Genomic DNA, 17063 nt, shown 5'->3' with positions numbered 1-17063 from the left:
GGCTGGCTAAGGGCTGCTCGTCTCGGGGGATAGGGCGTCCTGGCCGGGTTACGCGACTGGAGGCTACATGAACGGTTGGGAGCGCACGCTCATCGCGCCGGACACCACCTTGCGGACGGCGCTTCAGGTGATCGATGCGACCGGAGTCGGTATCGCGCTGGTCGTCGACGAACAGCGTCGCTTGCTGGGCACCCTCAGCGATGGAGACATCCGGCGCGCGCTGATCGTGGGCGGCAGCCTGGAGGACAAGGCGGGCGACGTCCTGAATCCGCAGCCGACTGTGGTCCGGACCGGCCAGTCGCGCAGCGCCATCCTGGCCCGGCTGAGGGAGCTGTCGCTCCACCAGTTGCCCATCCTCGACCCCAACGACACCGTCGCCGGCCTCGCCACGATCGACGATTACCTGAAGATCCCCGAGCGCGAGAACGCGGTGGTGATCATGGCGGGGGGGCGCGGGGAACGCCTGTCGGAACTGACCCGCGACACGCCGAAGCCGATGCTCAAGGTGGGCGTGAGGCCGATCCTCGAAACCATCATCATGAACTACGCGGCCCAAGGGTTTCGGAATTTCTTTCTGGCGGTCAACTACAAGGCCGAGCAGATCGAGGCACACTTCGGCGACGGCTCGTCCCGGGGGCTGAACATCCGATACTTGCGCGAGAAGATGCGGCTGGGCACGGGCGGGGCCCTGAGCCTCCTGCCCGAGGCGCCCACCGCTCCGATCGTCGTCTCCAACGGCGATGTCCTCTCGAAGGAGGACTACGGCCTGGTGCTGGACGGCCACTGCGCGTCTGATGCGCAGGCGACCATCCTCACCCGCACCTATGAGGTGCAGGTGCCGTTCGGCGTCGTCTCCCACGGCGAACGTGGCGTCACCGCGATCGAGGAGAAGCCGACCCACCGCTACACCATCAACGGGGGGGTGTACGTGCTGTCGCCCGAAGCCGTCAGCCTCGTGCCGCGCGACGTCTATTTCGACCTCCCCACCTTGGTCGAGAAAATGCTCGCCAGCGGCATGAAGGTGCGGTGCCACACCGCCGAATCCTACTGGATGGATATTGGCCGCATCGCCGACTACGAGCGCGCCAACGCGGACTTCGGGTCCATCTTCGAGTGAGGCCCAGGCCCCGCTCCGCCCACGGGCGGGGCGGGAGTCCAAGAGCCCTGAACTACGGGCCGCCCAGCGGGTGAGCCGCGTGGTTCAGTTCGGCCACCGGGGTGTTCGTCAGCAGCGACTCGAGCATCCGCCGGACCGCCGGCTGGCTGCGCCAGTGCTGCAACGGCTCCCGCGACCAGCGGACGTAATCCGCGGGGTTGAAGGTGGAGAAGACCCAGTTGCGGCATTGGGTGACGTAGAAGCAGATCCGGGCGTCTTCCTGCATGGCGGGAGTCACGTGCAGGTCTCCGCGCGCCGCCGCTTCCAGCAGACGGTGGTACTCTTCAAGCGTGTCGGCCCGGTTCACGAAGGCGAGCCCGGAGTAGTAGGCGGTCGATCCGGTGACGACCGGGCGTCCGAAGGCGGCGGCCTCGATGCCGATCGTCGAGGTGTGGACCACGACGGCAGAAACCTGCTCGAGAAGGGCGTAGCTGTTGATCGGGTCCGCGGCGGCGATGAAGTGGAGGCGAGGGTGGTCGCCGAAATGCTTCTCGAGCAGCGCCCGGTAGTCGTCGGTCGTGCTGGCGAACGCCAGCCGTTCCGCCGGGTGCTGCCGCACGATGACCGGGGCGGCCGTATGATCGAGCAGATGGCGGACCGTCTGGACGATCCATTCGGTATTGCCCGGGAACACCTCGTGGGGCCCCAGCGCCGCGGCGTCCCACGATGAGTTGAGGGCGATCAGCACCCCCCCCCGCAGAACCTGGTCGGGGGCGCCGCTGTCCCGCACCTGGGAGGCGAACGTATCGCGGCCTTGCTGGCGTTTGGAGATTTCCTCGTTGGCGGCGGCGAGGATGGCGGCCCGCTCTCCGGGCGTGTCGGCGCTGCGCTTCCTGACCGCGGCGAACGCCCGTGGGACGTCCTGGAGCTGACAGGCGAGCCCGTCGGCGGCCAGCATGACGGTTTCGTATCCGCCGGTGTCGTAGGTCGCGACCCGCACATTGGCGCGTCGGGCCAGCAGCGACCAGATTCCGGAAGCGCCGTAGACCCCGCCCGGAACGAACAGCATATCGCAGGCGCGGCCCTGGAAGACGCCGGCGATGCGGCCGTAGGCGGCCGAGATCTGGCGACGGTTGGCCTCCTCCAGCGCCGCCCGTCCCGTCTGGATGATCTCGCCGCGGAGCTTCCAGGTGGCGTTCAGACGGGCGAGGCGGTCGATCTCCACGCCGTCGTCCGGGCGCAGTGGCGCCGCGTCGATATCCGACAGTTGCAGAACCGGAAACCGCTTCCCGACGCGGGCCATGACCCGACGGATCGCGCGGACGATCACGGCGTGCCTCAGGGCGTTCCCGCCGAAGCGCTGATCGTCGATCACGAAGGTCACCGACGCGCCTTCGGCCGCGAGCATCAGGCCCACGGCCAGCGAGAACCAAGGCACTGCCGTCCCGACCCAGGGGCTGATCACGACCAGGCACTGCGGGCCTGTGGGCGAGGTCGGAGGAGGCGCCGTCTCGAGAAACTCCTCCACCCGCTGACTCATCACGCCGCTCGACAGCGCCCAGGTGACTGGGTTGAATCCGATGATCTGCTTGAGCCTGGTCAGCATGTCCACGATCGGGAAGTGATGTTCGCGGGCCCGCCCCGGTCGCCGGGAACCCTGTGACAGGTCGCCGCCGTGAAGGCAATCACCCGGGGCTGCGGTCCCCGGAGGCGAGGATACTCCCTACCGCCGGCGCGGCGTCGGCGCCGCGACCGGTCCGGGAGTCAGATGGATCGGCGGCCCCTCGGGCCCCGGCCTCCTGTCTTCGCTCAGGTCTGCAGGAACCGGGCAAGTATCGCCAGGCCGGCGGGGCCGCTCTTCTCGGGGTGGCACTGGAAGGCCGTGATGTTGTCCTGCATGACTGCGGCGCAGACGCGATATCCGGCGTAGTCGACCTCTGCCAGACGCCGCGAGGGATCGTCCGGAATGCAGTTGTAGGAGTGGACGAAATAGGCCGCGGTTTCGCCCGGGCGCGCGCCCTGAAGGGGGGTTCCCTCCCAGCTGGACCGGCCTTCAGGCTGCAGCAGGGGGCTCCAGCCGATGTGCGGGACCTTGCGTTCCCCGGCCGCGTCGCGCGCCGGGATGGGGGCGACATGACCGGAGATCAGCCCCAGCCCCGCATGGCGACCGAACTCAAGGCTGTGATCGAACAGCAACTGCATGCCGACGCAGATGCCGAGAAAGGGGCGACCGGTCCGGGCGAACTCGAGGACGGGCTCGGACAGGCCGCTTTTCGCCAGCGTCTGCATGCAGGGCTCGAAAGCGCCCACGCCAGGGAGCAGGATGCGGTCGGCGGACGCGATCTCGGCCGGCCGGGTCGTCAGGCGGGCTTCGCCCCCCGCCGCCTCGATGGCGCGGGCGACGCTGTACAGATTTCCGATGCCGTAGTCGACGACGTGCACAACCCGGGTCACGACACCTCCCCCACGTCCCGACGAACTCTCAGACCGGCGTCCACAGCGGCCGCGCGGATGGCGGGCAACCCGGCCCGATCGTAGTGAAGGATGTCGGCCATGGCCACGGCGTCCGCGCCGTGCCCGAAGGCCTCGACCATGTGGCCGGTCGAGCCCATCCCGCCGCTCGCGATCAGCGGAATCGGAACCGCACGGGACACGGCCTCGATCAGGGCCAGGTCAAATCCCTTGCGGGTGCCTTCCTGGTCCACCGACGTCAGCAGGATCTCGCCCGCGCCGAGTTCATAGCCGCGCTGGCACCACTCGACGACGTCGACGCCGGTCGATTCCCGACCGTTGTCGGTGAAGGCTTCCCACCGGCCGTCGCCCGTCCGTTTCGCTTCGATCCCGAGGACCATGCACTGCGAGCCGAACCGCTGGGCGACTTCCGTGATCAGTTCCGGACGCCGGATCGCCGCGGTGTTGATCGCCACCTTGTCCGCGCCGTTCCGGAGCATATCGCGGACATCATCGATCGATCGCAGCCCGCCGCCGACGGTCAGCGGCACGAAGACGTCACGGGCGGCACGCGCGACGATGTCGCCGAGGCTGTTTCGCCCGTACAGGCTCGCCACGATGTCGATGTAGATCAACTCGTCGGCGCCCTGCTCGTAGTATCGACGGGCGTAGGCCTGCGGGTCGCCGATGACCCGCAGACCCTCAAGGTGGATCCCCTTGATGAGGTTGGGCCCCTTGACGTCTAGCCTGGCGATCAGGCGGGCGTTCTTCATGCGCGCTGGTCCGTCCGCCCCCACGGGGTGTGCCGGAGTTTCCACTCGCCGTTCTCGACGGTCCAGAGGTGCGGCGACCGGAACTTGTCGCAGGTCGCGAGAAATTCCTCGCGCGTCATGCCGATGTAGTCGAGGAACTCGGCTTCGTAGCGTGCAGGGTACTCGCCCTCGTAACGCTCCATCAGCGCCAGGCCTTCCTCGCGTGAGATGTGGTGGTTCCGGATCTCCTGGGCCGAGTCCATCATCGCCCGGCCGACGCCGAACTTGATCCAGCGGGTGAAGTAGAAGAACCCGTCCACCTTGTCGTCGAGGCTGTTGTACTTCGAGTAGGTGCCTTCGGTCCGGACCGGGTTAGCCTCGAAGCCGGTGTGCTCAACGGCATAGTAGTAGGCTTCCTGCGGGACCCAGCGCTTGTAGTATCCCAGATACTTCCATTCGATCCCCTTCTTCTCCAGAACAGAGGGGTCCAGCGGCAGGTAACTCTTGAGGTCCGCGAGCGCCACGCCTTCGTCGAGGTACTCGCCGATCGCCTTGCCGCCCAGCAGGATGTCCCGAAGGTCGCGGCCGCCGTAGTAGTCGAGCTTGAATCCTTCGCTTTCCGCCTCGGCCCCTGCGGCCGCGTAGCTGGACGTCTTGTGACTGATCTTCTCGCCGTATTCCCCCGGCATTTCGCCGTAGAAGATCAGAGGGATGTTCATCTGCGCGGCCATCTTTGCCACGAACGTCTTCTGGCCGAGAATGAACGGCTGGAACGGGTGAAGGAGGTTTATGGTCGCGTTGCGTGTCAGAAGACGGTGGATCTTTCCGTTTGGCGTATAGAGATAGTTGTCGAATCCGCCGACGTGCAGCCAGTTCTGAAAGTTCTTCCAGCCAATGTCCGTGTAGAGGTGCGGTGACCAGGTGACGGTCAACGGATGCATGCCGTACTTGTACTTCAGCAGGTGGGACTGCATGGCGCTGTCCTTGCCGCCGCTGCCCCCGACGATGCAGTCGTAGCTGCCGTCGTCGCGACGGTACTGGTTGCAGAGCTCCACCAGCTCGCGCTCACGCTCGTCCCAGTCGATCTCGCCGTCTTCCTTGAGTTCGTTGAAGCGGCAGGCGTGGCACACGCCGTCTTCGTCGAAGCTCATGGTCGTCTTGGTCGACTTCGGCCCGTGCGCGTACTCGTTCGAGGACATGGGCTGCTGGTTCGACATGTTGCACTTCACGCAGAAGCGCACTTCGCGAGGCAGGCCGTAGAAGACCTCGAGCTTGTCCTCCGGCTGGTCGAAACGCGAAAGATCGACACTGTCGCTGGGACCGATCTTCATCAAAACCTCGCTAGTTATCTGGCTCGTCAACGTCGTCCGTCGACCCCAGTCAGAGACACCTGCCGGAGCGCGTTAGACGATTGTTCGTTCGGAGAAACCCCGGGCCGGCTGTATCGTATCTTACTGGTTCATACAATCGCACGGTTGTACTGCTTTCAATGACTCAGCCCACGGGGTGCTGGGGCCTCGCAATGCTGAAGCGCAGACCGGGACGATCGGCGGTTATGGCGTGGAAGCCGGCGACGATCGCCACCGCCATGAGCCCGTAGACGACCGAGCGCAGCAGCATGACGTGATCGAGGTTGAGGGCACCGCCCGCCCACGCGCCGGCCAGCAGGACCAGACCCGTCAGCAACGTGCCCGCGCCGTACGCCGCAAAGTAGAAGCGATAGCGGATCAGAACGTTGAACATGATCGAGAAAGGCGCGCTCAGCGTGATGAGCAGCAGGCCCGGAAGCACAATGTACACATAGCGCAGGTCGCCCACGTACTGCGGCAGGATCGCGCCCAGGGTGGGTTCGGCCAGGAGGCCGACCGCCGCTCCCGCAGCGATGCAGTAGGCCAGTTCCACAAGGAAGAACTGACGCAGGGCTCCCCTTACCGCCGCCTCGTCGCCGGCGGCTTCGCTCCGGACGATGGGCGGCAGGAAGATCTGGTCGAGGGACACCGGAACCATCTGGAACAGGGTGATGAAGAGGGTCGCGAGGTAAAGGTGGCCCATCGCCTCCAGGCCGAGCAGCCCGGTGACGTACCAGCGCTCGAACTGGAAGTTGACCTGCAGGAACACGCCGACGAGGAACATGACAAAGCCGGCCCGGATCACGTCCCGGACGAGCGGCCGTGAGAACTCGAACCTGCCCGGGATCATGGACCGATCCGCCACGATCGCGCCGAGCACGAAGATGATCGGCTGGGCGACCACGGCGGCGAGGCACGCAGTCAGGGGGGCGACCGGGATAAAGACGAGCATTGCGACCGAACCCGCCGCCGACACCAGGTTGACCCGGTTGACCCGCGAGAGCTCGCCGCGCGCGATCATGTGGTTCATCAGCCAGGTGCGGGTGAGGGTGGCGATCCCGCCGACGACCCCCAGCCAGGTCACCAGGATGACGTCAGGACTCCGCAGCAGGGGAGTCGCCGCCAGCGTGATGACCACCGCCGCGAGGGCGAGGGTCCCGATGAAGCTGAAGACCAGATCGTTGATGCGCCGCGCTTCCGCGTCCTGCGCCGAGCACAGGAGCCGGTACCCGCCGTTGAGAAAGCCGAACTGCATGACGCCAAGCAGCAGGACGATCGACTGCAGGACGCCCGCGAGCCCGAGGTCGCGGTAATCGAGCACCTGCATCGTCACGTAGCTGCGCCCGACGAGGACGAGATTCACGCCCAGGCTCACAGCGACGAACATCGACCGTTCATGCGCCGCCAGACGCAGCAGCGAACGGAGCCGGTCCGCGCCGCGCGGCTTCGTGCCCATCCTACTTCATGAGCCCTTTTTCCCTCATTTCGAGGAGGGACTTCTCGTAGCCGCTTTCGCGCGGGCCCGAGGCCAGGACCCACTTGCAGAACTCGGCGATGCCGCGCTCGAAATCGTAGGCCGGGCGGAAGCCGAGCCGCTCCGTCGCCAGGGTCATGTCCGCGTAGTTGTGGCGGATGTCGCCGAGGCGGAAATTTCCGGTCACGGTGGACTGCACCGGCATGCCGAGGTGACGCGACAGGGCGTCGACGACCTGCTTGACCGTCACCGGGGCGCCCGAGCCGACGTTGAAGACGCCGCCGGCGGCTTCGGGCTTCTCGACCCCGAGCGCCGTTGCCGTCACGACGTCGTCGACGAAGACGAAGTCGCGGCTTTCCTCGCCGTCCTCGAAGATGTTGACCGGCTTCCCCTGCATGATGAGGTTCGAGAAGATCGACAGGATGCCGGTGTAGGGGTTGGACAGCGACTGCCCCGGACCAAAGACGTTCTGGTACCGGAAGGCGACGGGCTCAATGCCGAGCGTCGGCGCCAAGGTCATCACCATCTGCTCCTGCACCTGCTTGGTGATGCCGTAGAGCGAGGACGGGTGCAGCCGCGAGTCCTCGTCGGTCGGCACGAGCGTCAGCGCGCCGGCGCCGGGATGCTTCACCTCGAAGTCCCCCGCCTGCATGTCCTCCGCGGAGCGGTGCTCGGGGTAGACGTAGCCCATGGTCTCGGAGCGGTAGCGCCCCTCGCCGTAGACCGAGCGGGACGACGCGACCACGATGCGGCGCACGGAATGCGGCGCGTTGGCGAGGATATCGAACATCAGGGCGGTGCCGCCGATGTTGACGCGCGTGTAGTGGTCGATCTGGTACATCGACTGGCCGGTGCCGGTTTCTGCGGCGAGGTGGACCACCACCTCCTGACCGGCGAGCGCCGTGGTCATGTCCTCGCGACTGGTCACGTCCCCGCGGAGGAAGCGCACCTTGCCGGCGATGGCCTGGTACAGGTCGGACTGCTCGCCGTCCGCGCCATGGACCTGGGCCGCGAGGCAGTCGAGGACGGTGAGTTCATGACCGCGCGCCACCAGGTGGAGCGCGAGTTTCGAACCGATGAAGCCGGCGCCGCCGGTGATCAGGACTTTGGCCATTACGCCTCCTTCCGGATCAGTTTGACGGTCTGCTGGATGTTTCCGCGGGACGAGGCGCCAAACACTACCGACTGGATGTTGAGGCTGTTGATGTACTCGTAGGCTTCCGGGGCCGGGATCGCGCCGGAGGCCAGCGTGGCCATGGCCATGATGGCGTAGTCGGACCCGTCGTTCTCCGCCAGGACCTCGTCGTAGGCGGCGCGCGACGGCGACATCACGTAGCCAATCTTGTTGATGGACGCGCAGATCACGACATCGTGGATGCCCCACTCCTGCAGCCGCTGGCGAAGCAGGGGAAGGTTCTGGGTGATGAAGCCAGGATAGACGCCGTACTTTTTCCGGACGTGATTGCAGTACTCGATGAAGGGTTCGGCGACGCCGAAGCCGAGCATCAGATCCACCACGATGTTCTGCAGGAAGATCACACGGACATCGAGGCCCTTGAAGGCCGTCATCTCCTGGTCAACCAGCATCTTCATCATGCGGACGGCGTCCATCGACATGACGGCGAGGCTGCCGCTGGCGATCTTGCCGAGTGCGGACATCGAGCCTTCGGACATCAGAATCGACTGGAGCGCCCCGACCATCCCCTTCTCCGCGACGAGGTTCGCGTACTTGTGGGGATATGGAATGGACGGGTACCAGGCGATCTGCCCGTAGCGGGCCTTGTCGGCCCGGAACCGGTCGCAGATCTCGCCGGCCCGCGCGTTGCTGTTCAGCATAACCGCGCGAACGCCTGCGTCGAAAGCGGCGTCATAGACCTCGAAGATGGAGTCCAGCTCGGCGAAGCGCTCGGCCTGCGCCAGCGCCTTGTCCAGCGACATGTGGTTGATGCCGAAGAACTGGTTGTCGCCAAAGACAATGCGGTCGATCTGGGGCATCAGGCGCGAACCCTGTGGTCTGCTTCGTTGTCGCTGAACATCCGTTCGATGACCTTCAGGGTGGCGACGCCGTCGGCGAAGGTGCAGCGGGTCGCGAGGTCGCCCTTCAGTACATGGTCGACGAAATGGTACATCTGGGAGGTGAATTCGAACCCGCGCAGATAGAAGGGCGCGGGAGTGAACAGGTCGGTGATGTATCGCTGGTTCCAGCCGGCGGCGAACCCGTGGGCCTCGTTCGGCTCGTTCAGGTAGAGCTTGATGCCGTGATAGTCGGCGATCAGCTTGCCCTTGCTTCCGAAAACCTCGAACCGGGTCGTCGGCTTGCGATAGGTCGGGTCGCTCCAGTTGACGTAGATGGAGCCCGAGAGACCGGAATCGTAGATGAAGCTGGCCGAGGCGATGTCCTCGACATTGCGGGACCAGACCTTGGTCAGGCTGGTTCCGGACACCCGGTCCGGCGCGCCGACCAGATAGTTGACCATGTCGATGGCGTGCGAGCCCATCTCGTAGGTGGCGCCGCCGCCGTTGGCGTGGGTCGAGCGCCATCCGTCCTCGCCCGGATCACGGATGATGGCCGAGGAGAAGGTCTCGCTGCGGAAGCGGATGACCCGGCCGATAACCCCCTGATCGAGAAGCAGCTTCGCCGAGTGCAGGGCGTCGTTGAAGCGGCTGGTGTAGCCGACCTGATTGACGAGGCCGCGCTCCTGGAAGCGCGTGGCCAGCTCCGCGCCCGAGGCGGCGGAGAGGGTGAACGGCTTCTCGACGAACGCGTGGATGTTGAGGTCTGCCACGGCCGAGAGAACGTCGTGGTTGGCTGCCGGCGGCGTGCAGACCAGCACCGCGTCCAGCTGCTCCTTGTCAAGCAGCGAGCGATAGTCCTTGTAGGCCCGGACGCCGGCATACTTCGACATCATCATGGTGACCAGCGGCGACGGGTCCGCGATGGCCACGACGGCTACGTCCGGATGGCTGTTGATGATGCAGTGATGCGTGACGCCCATCCGGCCGGCGCCAATGACCCCGACCTTGAGTGATTTGTCTGCCATAGGTTGCGAGACCGACCTGTCTGATAAAGCTGGGGGCGCGAGTCATGCACGCTAAGGTTGGCGGCGACGCGGTTCGGCGCCACTCCTATCGGCCACGCTAGCGAAGTTCAACCCGCATTCGGCTCTGGCGACCGCGAGAGATCGTCTCCCACGAGCTCCGTGACGAACTGCGCGGGCGTTCGCTGCGAGGGCGCGGGACGGACGCCGGCCAGCTCGCGGACGCGCGCGCGGAGAGCATCGGGATCGCCGTTCATCGGATAGACGATGGCGTTCTGCTCGCTGAAGTAGGGGCTCTCCAGGGTGTGCGGATTGTTGGTGATGATCTTGACGCCCATGGCCCTGGCTTCGAAGCACCGCATCGTGGCGCCCGTCTGGAGAGGGTGGGCGTAGTCGAGCGTGAACTCCGAGGATGCGAGGGCGTCCAGGTACTGGTCGTAGGGCAGTGGCTTGAACGAGATCGACTTGCGCCACTTCCAGTACAGAGCCGGCTGCCGGATGGCGTTCAGCAACAGGCTCAGCGGGCCCTTCTCGAAGATGAAGACAAACGTCTCCTCGGATCCCAGCGCCGAGACGACCCGGTCAAGGTAGGCGAGACGGCCCGAGTGGTTGCGCTGGATCGCCGAGAGGCGGTGCCGGACGGGTGGCGCGGGCTCGAGCGGCGGCTGGGCCGAAAAGAGCTCCACCACCGGCCAGCCAGTGTCGCGGGCGTCGCGGTAGTCGAAGGTCGAGACCCGGTCGACGCTTGCGCCCCAGCGCCGGGTGGCGCGGTCGTAGGACAGGGCGTCGAAATGATAACCGACGACGCGGTCGGCGGAGGCTTTCAGGTCCTTGACCAGTTCGGGGCCGACGCCACGCCCCTTGATGATGATAACGAGGGTCCAGCGACCGCCGTTCAGGAAGCGGCGGCGGAACACCCGTCGCGTCCACCAACGGATGATGGGCAGGTCCAGCTTCCCCATGACGCGGCCAAGCGGCGTGTGGGGATACTCCTCATTGGCCAGCGTCACCTCGTAGCCACGCGCCTTGAGTTCGTCGCAGATGACCCGCTCGAACGCGTAGAACGGCAGCGGCATGATCAGAAGGCAGGTCTTGGCGCCCATGGTCATTGCGCCGGAAGGAAGTGGCCGCGCCCTTCCACGATGTGATTGACGAAGGTCTGGATGTGGTACGCGGGGAAGGTCTCGTCGGGCGCCTGCAGCGGCGTCTCGAGGAAGGCCTTCACGCCTGAAAAGTCCGTGCCTTCGAACACATGGATGCGGTCGGGCGAGTAGAACGGCTCGCGCCGGATGCGTTGGTTGTTGGTGATGATCTTCTTGCCTGCGCAGAGGTTCTCGAAGACCCTCATCGTGTAGCCTGACTGCTGGTGGTTGGCGAAATCGAACGTCCCCGTGGAGGCGCTCACCATATTCATGAAGGCTTCGCGGGAGATCGAGCCGGACGACAGGCCGGTGGGTCTGCGGCCGCTACGTCGCATCTTCAGCCGCACCGGCAGTGTGCAGGCCATGAAGGCGCGGAAGGGGATGTCGGCTTCCTCGCAGTAGGACCTGAAGGCGGCGATCATGTCGTACCGGGCGGGGTTGACGATATTGCCGACGAAGTAGACCGCGCGCGTGCCTTCCGGCGGGCGCGGCAGGTTCTGGAAGGCGCGGCTGCAGAACAGCGGCAGATAGTGGAGGCCGTGGGCCCGCGCGTCGTCCGGATCGAAGGTGAATACGTCGTCGAAGGCGTCGAGGTGGGGCCGGTAATCGTGGTTCGATATGGAGTCCCAGTTGTAGAGACTGAAGCGGGCGGTCGCGAAGGCCTCCCGGAAGGCGGCCATGTTCGCCGCGGACATCTGGTGGGCCTGGATGAACAGCACGAGATCGTAGGTCGCGCCTCGCTCCGCCTCCAGGACCTTCCGGTGATGCGCGTCGAGCCGGCTCTGCCAGACCTCGGGCGCGAGCAGCCGAAGCGCCTTCATGTCCAGGGTGCGGGGCATGATGTCGTGAACCGAGACGCTGTGGCCGGCGCTCCTGAGCTCGGCGGCGATATTCGCCGTGTAGTCGTGATAGTGGAGGGCGATAAGAAGTATGTTCATGAGGTCAGGAACTCGCCGTTCGGCAATGTCGGTCTCCACACCCCCGCCTGCCCGTCGAGGCGGCGGATCACGATCGCGGGGGCTCCGACAGCGACTGAGTAGTCGGGAATGTCCCGGGTGACGACAGCATTCGCCCCGATGACGCATCCCTTGCCGATCGTCGCTCCGATCACGCACGAGTTGTGGCCCAGCCACGAGCCCTCGCCGATCTCGGTGTCTCTCAGCTGGCGGACCGGCTGGTCCATCACCGGGACCTGGGGGTTGTCGAAGGCGTGCAGGTTGTCGCCGATATAGACGCCATTGGCCGTGAGCACCCGTGGATGGAGGACGACCCGACGGGTGGCGTAGATGTGATTGAAGCGGCCGATCCGGCACCCGTCGCCGACTTCGAGCCGGCAGGAATCTTCACCGGTGTGAGGGGTGGCGGCCAGATAGGACTGCGGCGCGACATAGACATCGTCGCCGATGAAGATCCGCCCCGGCCCTTCGATCCCGACGGGCGCCACGACAAGCGAGCCCCGGCCGAAGCGGCCGAAACTCCGCGCAAAAAACAATCTGAACAGGCGGGCCCTGACCGCGTTGGCGAGCCGGATGTGAAGCATCATCGGCTCAGCCCGGCATTCGGCCTGCGGCGGCGACCGCGTTGCGGTCGCCCTGCTGGCGCCCTCCTTGAGCGGCGCGGTTCGGCGCCCGCCGCTTCACGGCCAGCATCGCACTGAACATCAGCATCAGGAAGAACGGCGTCAGCATGATCGCCTCGCTGAGGAACGACAGCACGAGGATGCCGCCGAAGAGCAGCCGCTGCCCGAAGAACCTTTGCCGGAACAGGGCGATCAGGAAGGGGATGGACATCGGAATGCCGATGCTCGCCACAAGGCTGACCAGGCCGTTCGAGCTGCTGCGGTCGACCGTCGAGCGGAAGTCGAGCTCGCCCTGGTCGTAGCCGAGCCGCGCCGCCTCCCGCTTGTAGCGCTCGTTGTCGAACCCGACCCCGACCAGCGGATGGGCGGCGATGATGTTGAGGCCGGTGCGGAGATCATATTCCCGCGCCCAGCTGGAGCCCCGCATCTCGCCGTTGAACTTGTCATTGACGTTCTGGGCGGCGAAGAAAATCAGCGGAATGGCCAGAAACGGCGCAGCCAGCATGACGAGGAACTTCTCGGCATGCTGGGCCTCGCCGAACCTGCGCGCATAGGCGGCCGCCAGCAGCAGGCAGGTAATCAGGATGCCCGTAGTCGATTGCAGGAGCGCCAGTCCGATAAGGGCCAGCGGGATGTCGTAACGGCTCCTGAACATGAACAAGGCGATGAACAGGTATATGTTCATATAGATCTGGAATACGCCCGGCTCAAAGAAGAATCCGTCCGGTCGAACCAGAAGGGAAGTTGTTTCCAGAAGGTTGTGATAGGTGAAGATGTACAGGAAGGTTTGGTAGTTCGCGTCCTCGATGGAGATGGTCGTGAATACCTGGGGGACCAGCGCCGCCAGCAGGACGGTGCCGATGATCTGGAGACCCATCCACCGGAAGATCGGCTGCACGTCCCGAGCCAGGGTGTCGGACGGCTGGTCGAGGTAGAGCGAAAGCAGCGCGATCCCGGCGATGAAGTTGGCGAAACGGGTGACGACGGCCATGGCGTTGAAGCCGTCGGCGCCGGCCACGGCGACGATGAAGACGCCGATCAGGACCACGGCGACGAAGCCCAGTTCGCGACGCACGCCGAAGGTCGGCCCCTTGATCAAGAAGCAGAGGCCGAGGATCGCGATGAGAAGCGGGACGCGCGGGAAGATCAGGCTCCCGCCGCTCATGAGCATGGCGAGGAAGATCGCGAGCCGCCGAAGCTGCTGGACCATCCCGGGACTCAGGATGTGCTGATGCGCCGCCATGCCCTGATTTCACCAACTACCGGGACGGGTTCTCGTCCGAAACGCTTCTTGACCGACCATCGCGACGAGGTCCACCGCCTTTATGGCCGGGGCGGCGCACAGGTTAGCCGGCGAGCAGCTTCCTCAGATAAGCGCCATACTCGCTCTTGGTCAGCGCCGCTTCCGCACGCTTGAGCTCCTCGCGACCGATCAGGCCCTGCCGGAAGGCGATCTCCTCGGGGCAGGCGATCTTCAGGCCCTGCCGCTTCTCGAGCACGCTGACGTAGTCGCTGGCTTCAAGCAGGGCCTCGTGCGTCCCGGCGTCGAACCAGGCGAAGCCGCGGCCCAGCCGTTCGACGTTCAGGGAACCGCGCTCGAGGTAGTGCCGGTTGATGTCGGTGATCTCGAGTTCGCCGCGGGCGGAGGGCTTGATGCTCCGCGCGATCTCGACGACTTCGGGGTCGTAGAAATAAATGCCGATCACCGCCCAGTCAGACCGGGGGGCCTTCGGCTTCTCCTCGATGGTTCGGGCGACGCCGTCACCGTCGAAGGTGACGATGCCGTACCGTTCCGGGTCGTTGACCTGGTAGGCGAACACGGTGGCGCCGGACGCGAGCTTCTGCCGGGCGCCGATCAGCGCGTCGGGCAGGCCGTGGCCGTAGATGATGTTGTCGCCGAGGATGAGGCAGGAGTGGTGGCCGCGGACGAAGTCGGCGCCGATGATGTAGGCTTCCGCCAGCCCGTTGGGGGAGGGCTGCTCCGCATAGCTGAGAGAGATCCCCCACTGGCTTCCGTCGCCGAGGACCCGTTCGAAGGTCGGCCGGTCGTGGGGCGTGGTGATGATCAATATCTCGGTGATGCCCGCCAGCATCAGGGTGGTCAGCGGATGATAGATCATCGGCTTGTCGTAGACCGGAAGCAGCTGCTTGGAGGTCACCAGGGTCAGCGGGTGAAGGCGCGTGCCGCTGCCGCCGGCAAGGATGATGCCCTTCATGATGTCTTCCTTGCTTTGATCGGGCCCAGAAGGCTGTCCAGGCAATCCTCGAGCGCCTCGCGCCAGTCAGGCATGCTGACGCCGTACACGCGTTCGAGACGGTCCGTCGCCAGCCGGGAGTCCGCCGGCCGGCGGGCGGGCGTGGGATAGTCTTCAGTCGAGATGGCGCGCACCCGGCAGGCGGGGCCGCCCCGGGCGAGCGAACCTTCCATGATGGCGCGGGCGAAACCGCACCAGGTCGTCTCGCCGCGGCTCGCCACGTGGAACACGCCCCACGTGTCCGGCGCTCCGGAGGTCAGTGCGGCAGGCGCGATGCGTGCCGCGACGTCAGCCAGGTCGCGCGCGAAGGTCGGCTTTCCTCGCTGGTCGTCGACGACTCCCAGCTCCTCCCTCTCGGCCGCGAGGCGCAGCATCGTCTTGAGGAAGTTGGCCCCGTGAGGGCTGCAGACCCACGCCGTACGCAGGATGACCGACCGGGGATTGGCGGCGGCCAACGCTTCTTCTCCGAGCAGCTTGCTGCGCCCGTACACGCCGAGCGGATTGGTGGCGTCGGTTTCGGTGTACGGCTCACCCTTTTCGCCATCGAACACATAGTCGGTGGAGAAGTGGATGAAGGGCGCGCCCAGGCTGGCGGCGGCGGCCGCGGCGGCGGCCGGGCCGTCGGCGTTGAGCGCCATCGCTGCGGCTTCCTCGGTCTCTGCCCGGTCAACCGCCGTATAGGCGGCGGCATTGATCACCAGATCAGGTCTACGGGCGAGAACGGCGTCCCGGGCGGCAGGCGGGTTCGCCAGATCGACCTCGGCGCGCCCCACCGCCTCGACCTCATGCCCGTCGGCGCGGAGCCGGGGGACGAGCGCGGTGGCCACCTGGCCCGAGCGGCCCAGGACGAGGATGCGGGACATCAGGTTCCCACCAGGCCGAGACGGTCGCCCGAATACACGCCGTCGCGAAGCGGCCGCCACCAGGACTCGTTGGCCAGGTACCAATCCACGGTCCGGCCCAGCCCCTCCTCGAAGGTGACGCTGGAGGACCAGCCAAGCTCACGTTCGGCCTTGGTGGAGTCGATGGCGTAGCGGGCGTCGTGGCCGGGGCGGTCCGTCACGAACGTAATCAGCTCCCGCCGCGGATGATTGAGGGGGCGTGCGGCGTCAAGAATATCGCAGATGGCCTCCACCACCTCCAGGTTGCGCCGTTCGGCGCGGCCGCCGAAGTTGTACTTTTCGCCCGGAACGCCGCGAACCAGCGCGAGGGCGATGCCCTTGGCGTGATCCTCGACAAACAGCCAGTCGCGGACGTTCGAGCCGTCGCCGTACACCGGCAGCGGCTTGCCCTCGAGGGCGTTGAGAATGACCAGCGGGATCAGCTTCTCGGGGAAGTGATAGGGGCCGTAGTTGTTCGAGCAGTTGGTGATGACCGTTTGCAGGCCGTAGGTCTCGTGCCAGGCGCTCACCAGATGGTCCGATGCCGCCTTCGAGGCGGAGTAGGGCGAGCGCGGGTCGTAGGCGGTGGTCTCGGTGAACAGCCCCGTCGGCCCCAGCGATCCGTACACCTCGTCCGTCGAGACATGGATGAAGCGGAAGGCGCGACGGCTCTCGCCCTCCAGATCGGCGCAGTAGGCCCGCGCCGCCTCGAGCAGGACGTGGGTCCCGACGATGTTGGTCTGGATGAAGGCGGCCGAGCCGGTGATGGACCGGTCCACATGGCTTTCCGCGGCGAGGTGGATGATGGCGTCCGGCCGGAAGTCGTGGAACGCCTGACGCATGGCGCCGGCGTCACAGATGTCAGCCTTGAGGAACTCGTATCGCCCCGACGCCTCGAGTTCCGCGACATTCGCCGGGTTGGCGGCGTACGTCAGGCTGTCCACGTTGAGAGCGGTCCAGCCGAGATCTCCAACGACATGGCGGCAAACGGCCGAGCCAATGAAGCCGCATCCGCCGGTGATGATAACCCGCATATCTGGCCTGTC

Annotated in this window: 16 protein-coding genes; 1 reads left to right on the top strand and 15 read right to left on the bottom strand. The window is 65.9% G+C overall.

What is annotated here, in order from left to right; translation table 11 throughout:
• The first annotated feature begins 67 nt into the window (after nt 1–67).
• Nucleotides 68–1117 carry a nucleotidyltransferase family protein gene (locus tag H2038_RS08505; RefSeq protein ID WP_292111636.1) on the top strand — a complete coding sequence of 350 codons (1050 nt, stop codon included), beginning with the start codon at nt 68–70 and terminating at the stop codon, nt 1115–1117.
• Nucleotides 1118–1169: 52 nt separating this feature from the next.
• Here H2038_RS08505 and H2038_RS08500 read toward each other — a convergent pair whose 3' ends face one another.
• The 15 genes from H2038_RS08500 to rfbB all read right to left on the bottom strand — a co-directional run bounded on the left by H2038_RS08500 (nt 1170) and on the right by rfbB (nt 17051).
• Nucleotides 1170–2702: a hypothetical protein gene (locus tag H2038_RS08500; RefSeq protein ID WP_292111632.1), complete on the bottom strand. Its 1533-nt coding sequence runs from the start codon at nt 2700–2702 to the stop codon at nt 1170–1172.
• A 203-nt stretch (nt 2703–2905) separates the two neighbouring features.
• Nucleotides 2906–3550 (bottom strand): imidazole glycerol phosphate synthase subunit HisH, encoded by a 645-nt coding sequence (hisH, locus tag H2038_RS08495; RefSeq protein ID WP_292111629.1) that lies wholly within the window; start codon nt 3548–3550, stop codon nt 2906–2908.
• On the bottom strand, nt 3547–4320 hold the full coding sequence (locus H2038_RS08490; RefSeq protein WP_292111627.1) for an imidazole glycerol phosphate synthase subunit HisF: 774 nt from the start codon (nt 4318–4320) through the stop codon (nt 3547–3549). Before H2038_RS08490 ends, hisH begins: the two co-directional genes overlap by 4 nt.
• Entirely contained in the window at nt 4317–5630 is a 1314-nt protein-coding gene (locus H2038_RS08485; RefSeq protein WP_292111624.1) for an N-acetyl sugar amidotransferase, read from the bottom strand. The genes H2038_RS08490 and H2038_RS08485 overlap by 4 nt, the downstream gene beginning before the upstream one ends.
• Before the next feature lie 163 nt (nt 5631–5793).
• Nucleotides 5794–7104, bottom strand: coding sequence for a hypothetical protein (locus H2038_RS08480; RefSeq protein ID WP_292111622.1), 1311 nt, complete (start codon nt 7102–7104; stop codon nt 5794–5796).
• A 1-nt stretch (nt 7105) separates the two neighbouring features.
• Entirely contained in the window at nt 7106–8236 is a 1131-nt protein-coding gene (locus H2038_RS08475; RefSeq protein ID WP_292111619.1) for an NAD(P)-dependent oxidoreductase, read from the bottom strand.
• Nucleotides 8236–9117 (bottom strand): hypothetical protein, encoded by an 882-nt coding sequence (locus H2038_RS08470; protein WP_292111617.1) that lies wholly within the window; start codon nt 9115–9117, stop codon nt 8236–8238. The genes H2038_RS08475 and H2038_RS08470 overlap by 1 nt, the downstream gene beginning before the upstream one ends.
• A complete protein-coding gene (locus tag H2038_RS08465; RefSeq protein ID WP_292111614.1) occupies nt 9117–10163 on the bottom strand; it encodes a Gfo/Idh/MocA family oxidoreductase in 1047 nt (348 codons plus the stop codon). The genes H2038_RS08470 and H2038_RS08465 overlap by 1 nt, the downstream gene beginning before the upstream one ends.
• A gap of 107 nt (nt 10164–10270) precedes the next feature.
• Nucleotides 10271–11263: a hypothetical protein gene (locus H2038_RS08460; protein WP_292111611.1), complete on the bottom strand. Its 993-nt coding sequence runs from the start codon at nt 11261–11263 to the stop codon at nt 10271–10273.
• A 2-nt stretch (nt 11264–11265) separates the two neighbouring features.
• Complete coding sequence (locus H2038_RS08455; RefSeq protein ID WP_292111608.1) at nt 11266–12240, bottom strand: hypothetical protein; 975 nt, start codon at nt 12238–12240, stop codon at nt 11266–11268.
• A complete protein-coding gene (locus tag H2038_RS08450; protein WP_292111605.1) occupies nt 12237–12842 on the bottom strand; it encodes an acyltransferase in 606 nt (201 codons plus the stop codon). The genes H2038_RS08455 and H2038_RS08450 overlap by 4 nt, the downstream gene beginning before the upstream one ends.
• A 7-nt stretch (nt 12843–12849) precedes the next feature.
• A complete protein-coding gene (locus tag H2038_RS08445) occupies nt 12850–14091 on the bottom strand; it encodes an O-antigen ligase family protein (RefSeq protein WP_292111602.1) in 1242 nt (413 codons plus the stop codon).
• Nucleotides 14092–14227: 136 nt separating this feature from the next.
• Nucleotides 14228–15097 carry a glucose-1-phosphate thymidylyltransferase RfbA gene (gene rfbA / locus H2038_RS08440; protein ID WP_292111599.1) on the bottom strand — a complete coding sequence of 290 codons (870 nt, stop codon included), beginning with the start codon at nt 15095–15097 and terminating at the stop codon, nt 14228–14230.
• The gene (gene rfbD / locus H2038_RS08435) at nt 15094–15999 is read right to left on the bottom strand and encodes a dTDP-4-dehydrorhamnose reductase (RefSeq protein WP_292111596.1); all 906 of its coding nucleotides are present in this window, start codon (nt 15997–15999) and stop codon (nt 15094–15096) included. The genes rfbA and rfbD overlap by 4 nt, the downstream gene beginning before the upstream one ends.
• Entirely contained in the window at nt 15999–17051 is a 1053-nt protein-coding gene (gene rfbB, locus H2038_RS08430) for a dTDP-glucose 4,6-dehydratase (RefSeq protein ID WP_292111594.1), read from the bottom strand. The genes rfbD and rfbB overlap by 1 nt, the downstream gene beginning before the upstream one ends.
• Nucleotides 17052–17063 lie beyond the last annotated feature (12 nt).

It is taken from the genome of Brevundimonas sp. (assembly GCF_013912005.1).
In the GTDB taxonomy this organism is placed as follows: Bacteria; Pseudomonadota; Alphaproteobacteria; order Caulobacterales; family Caulobacteraceae; genus Brevundimonas.
Note: the sequence above shows the minus strand (reverse complement) of the source record. Positions and strands in the feature narration are given on the sequence as shown.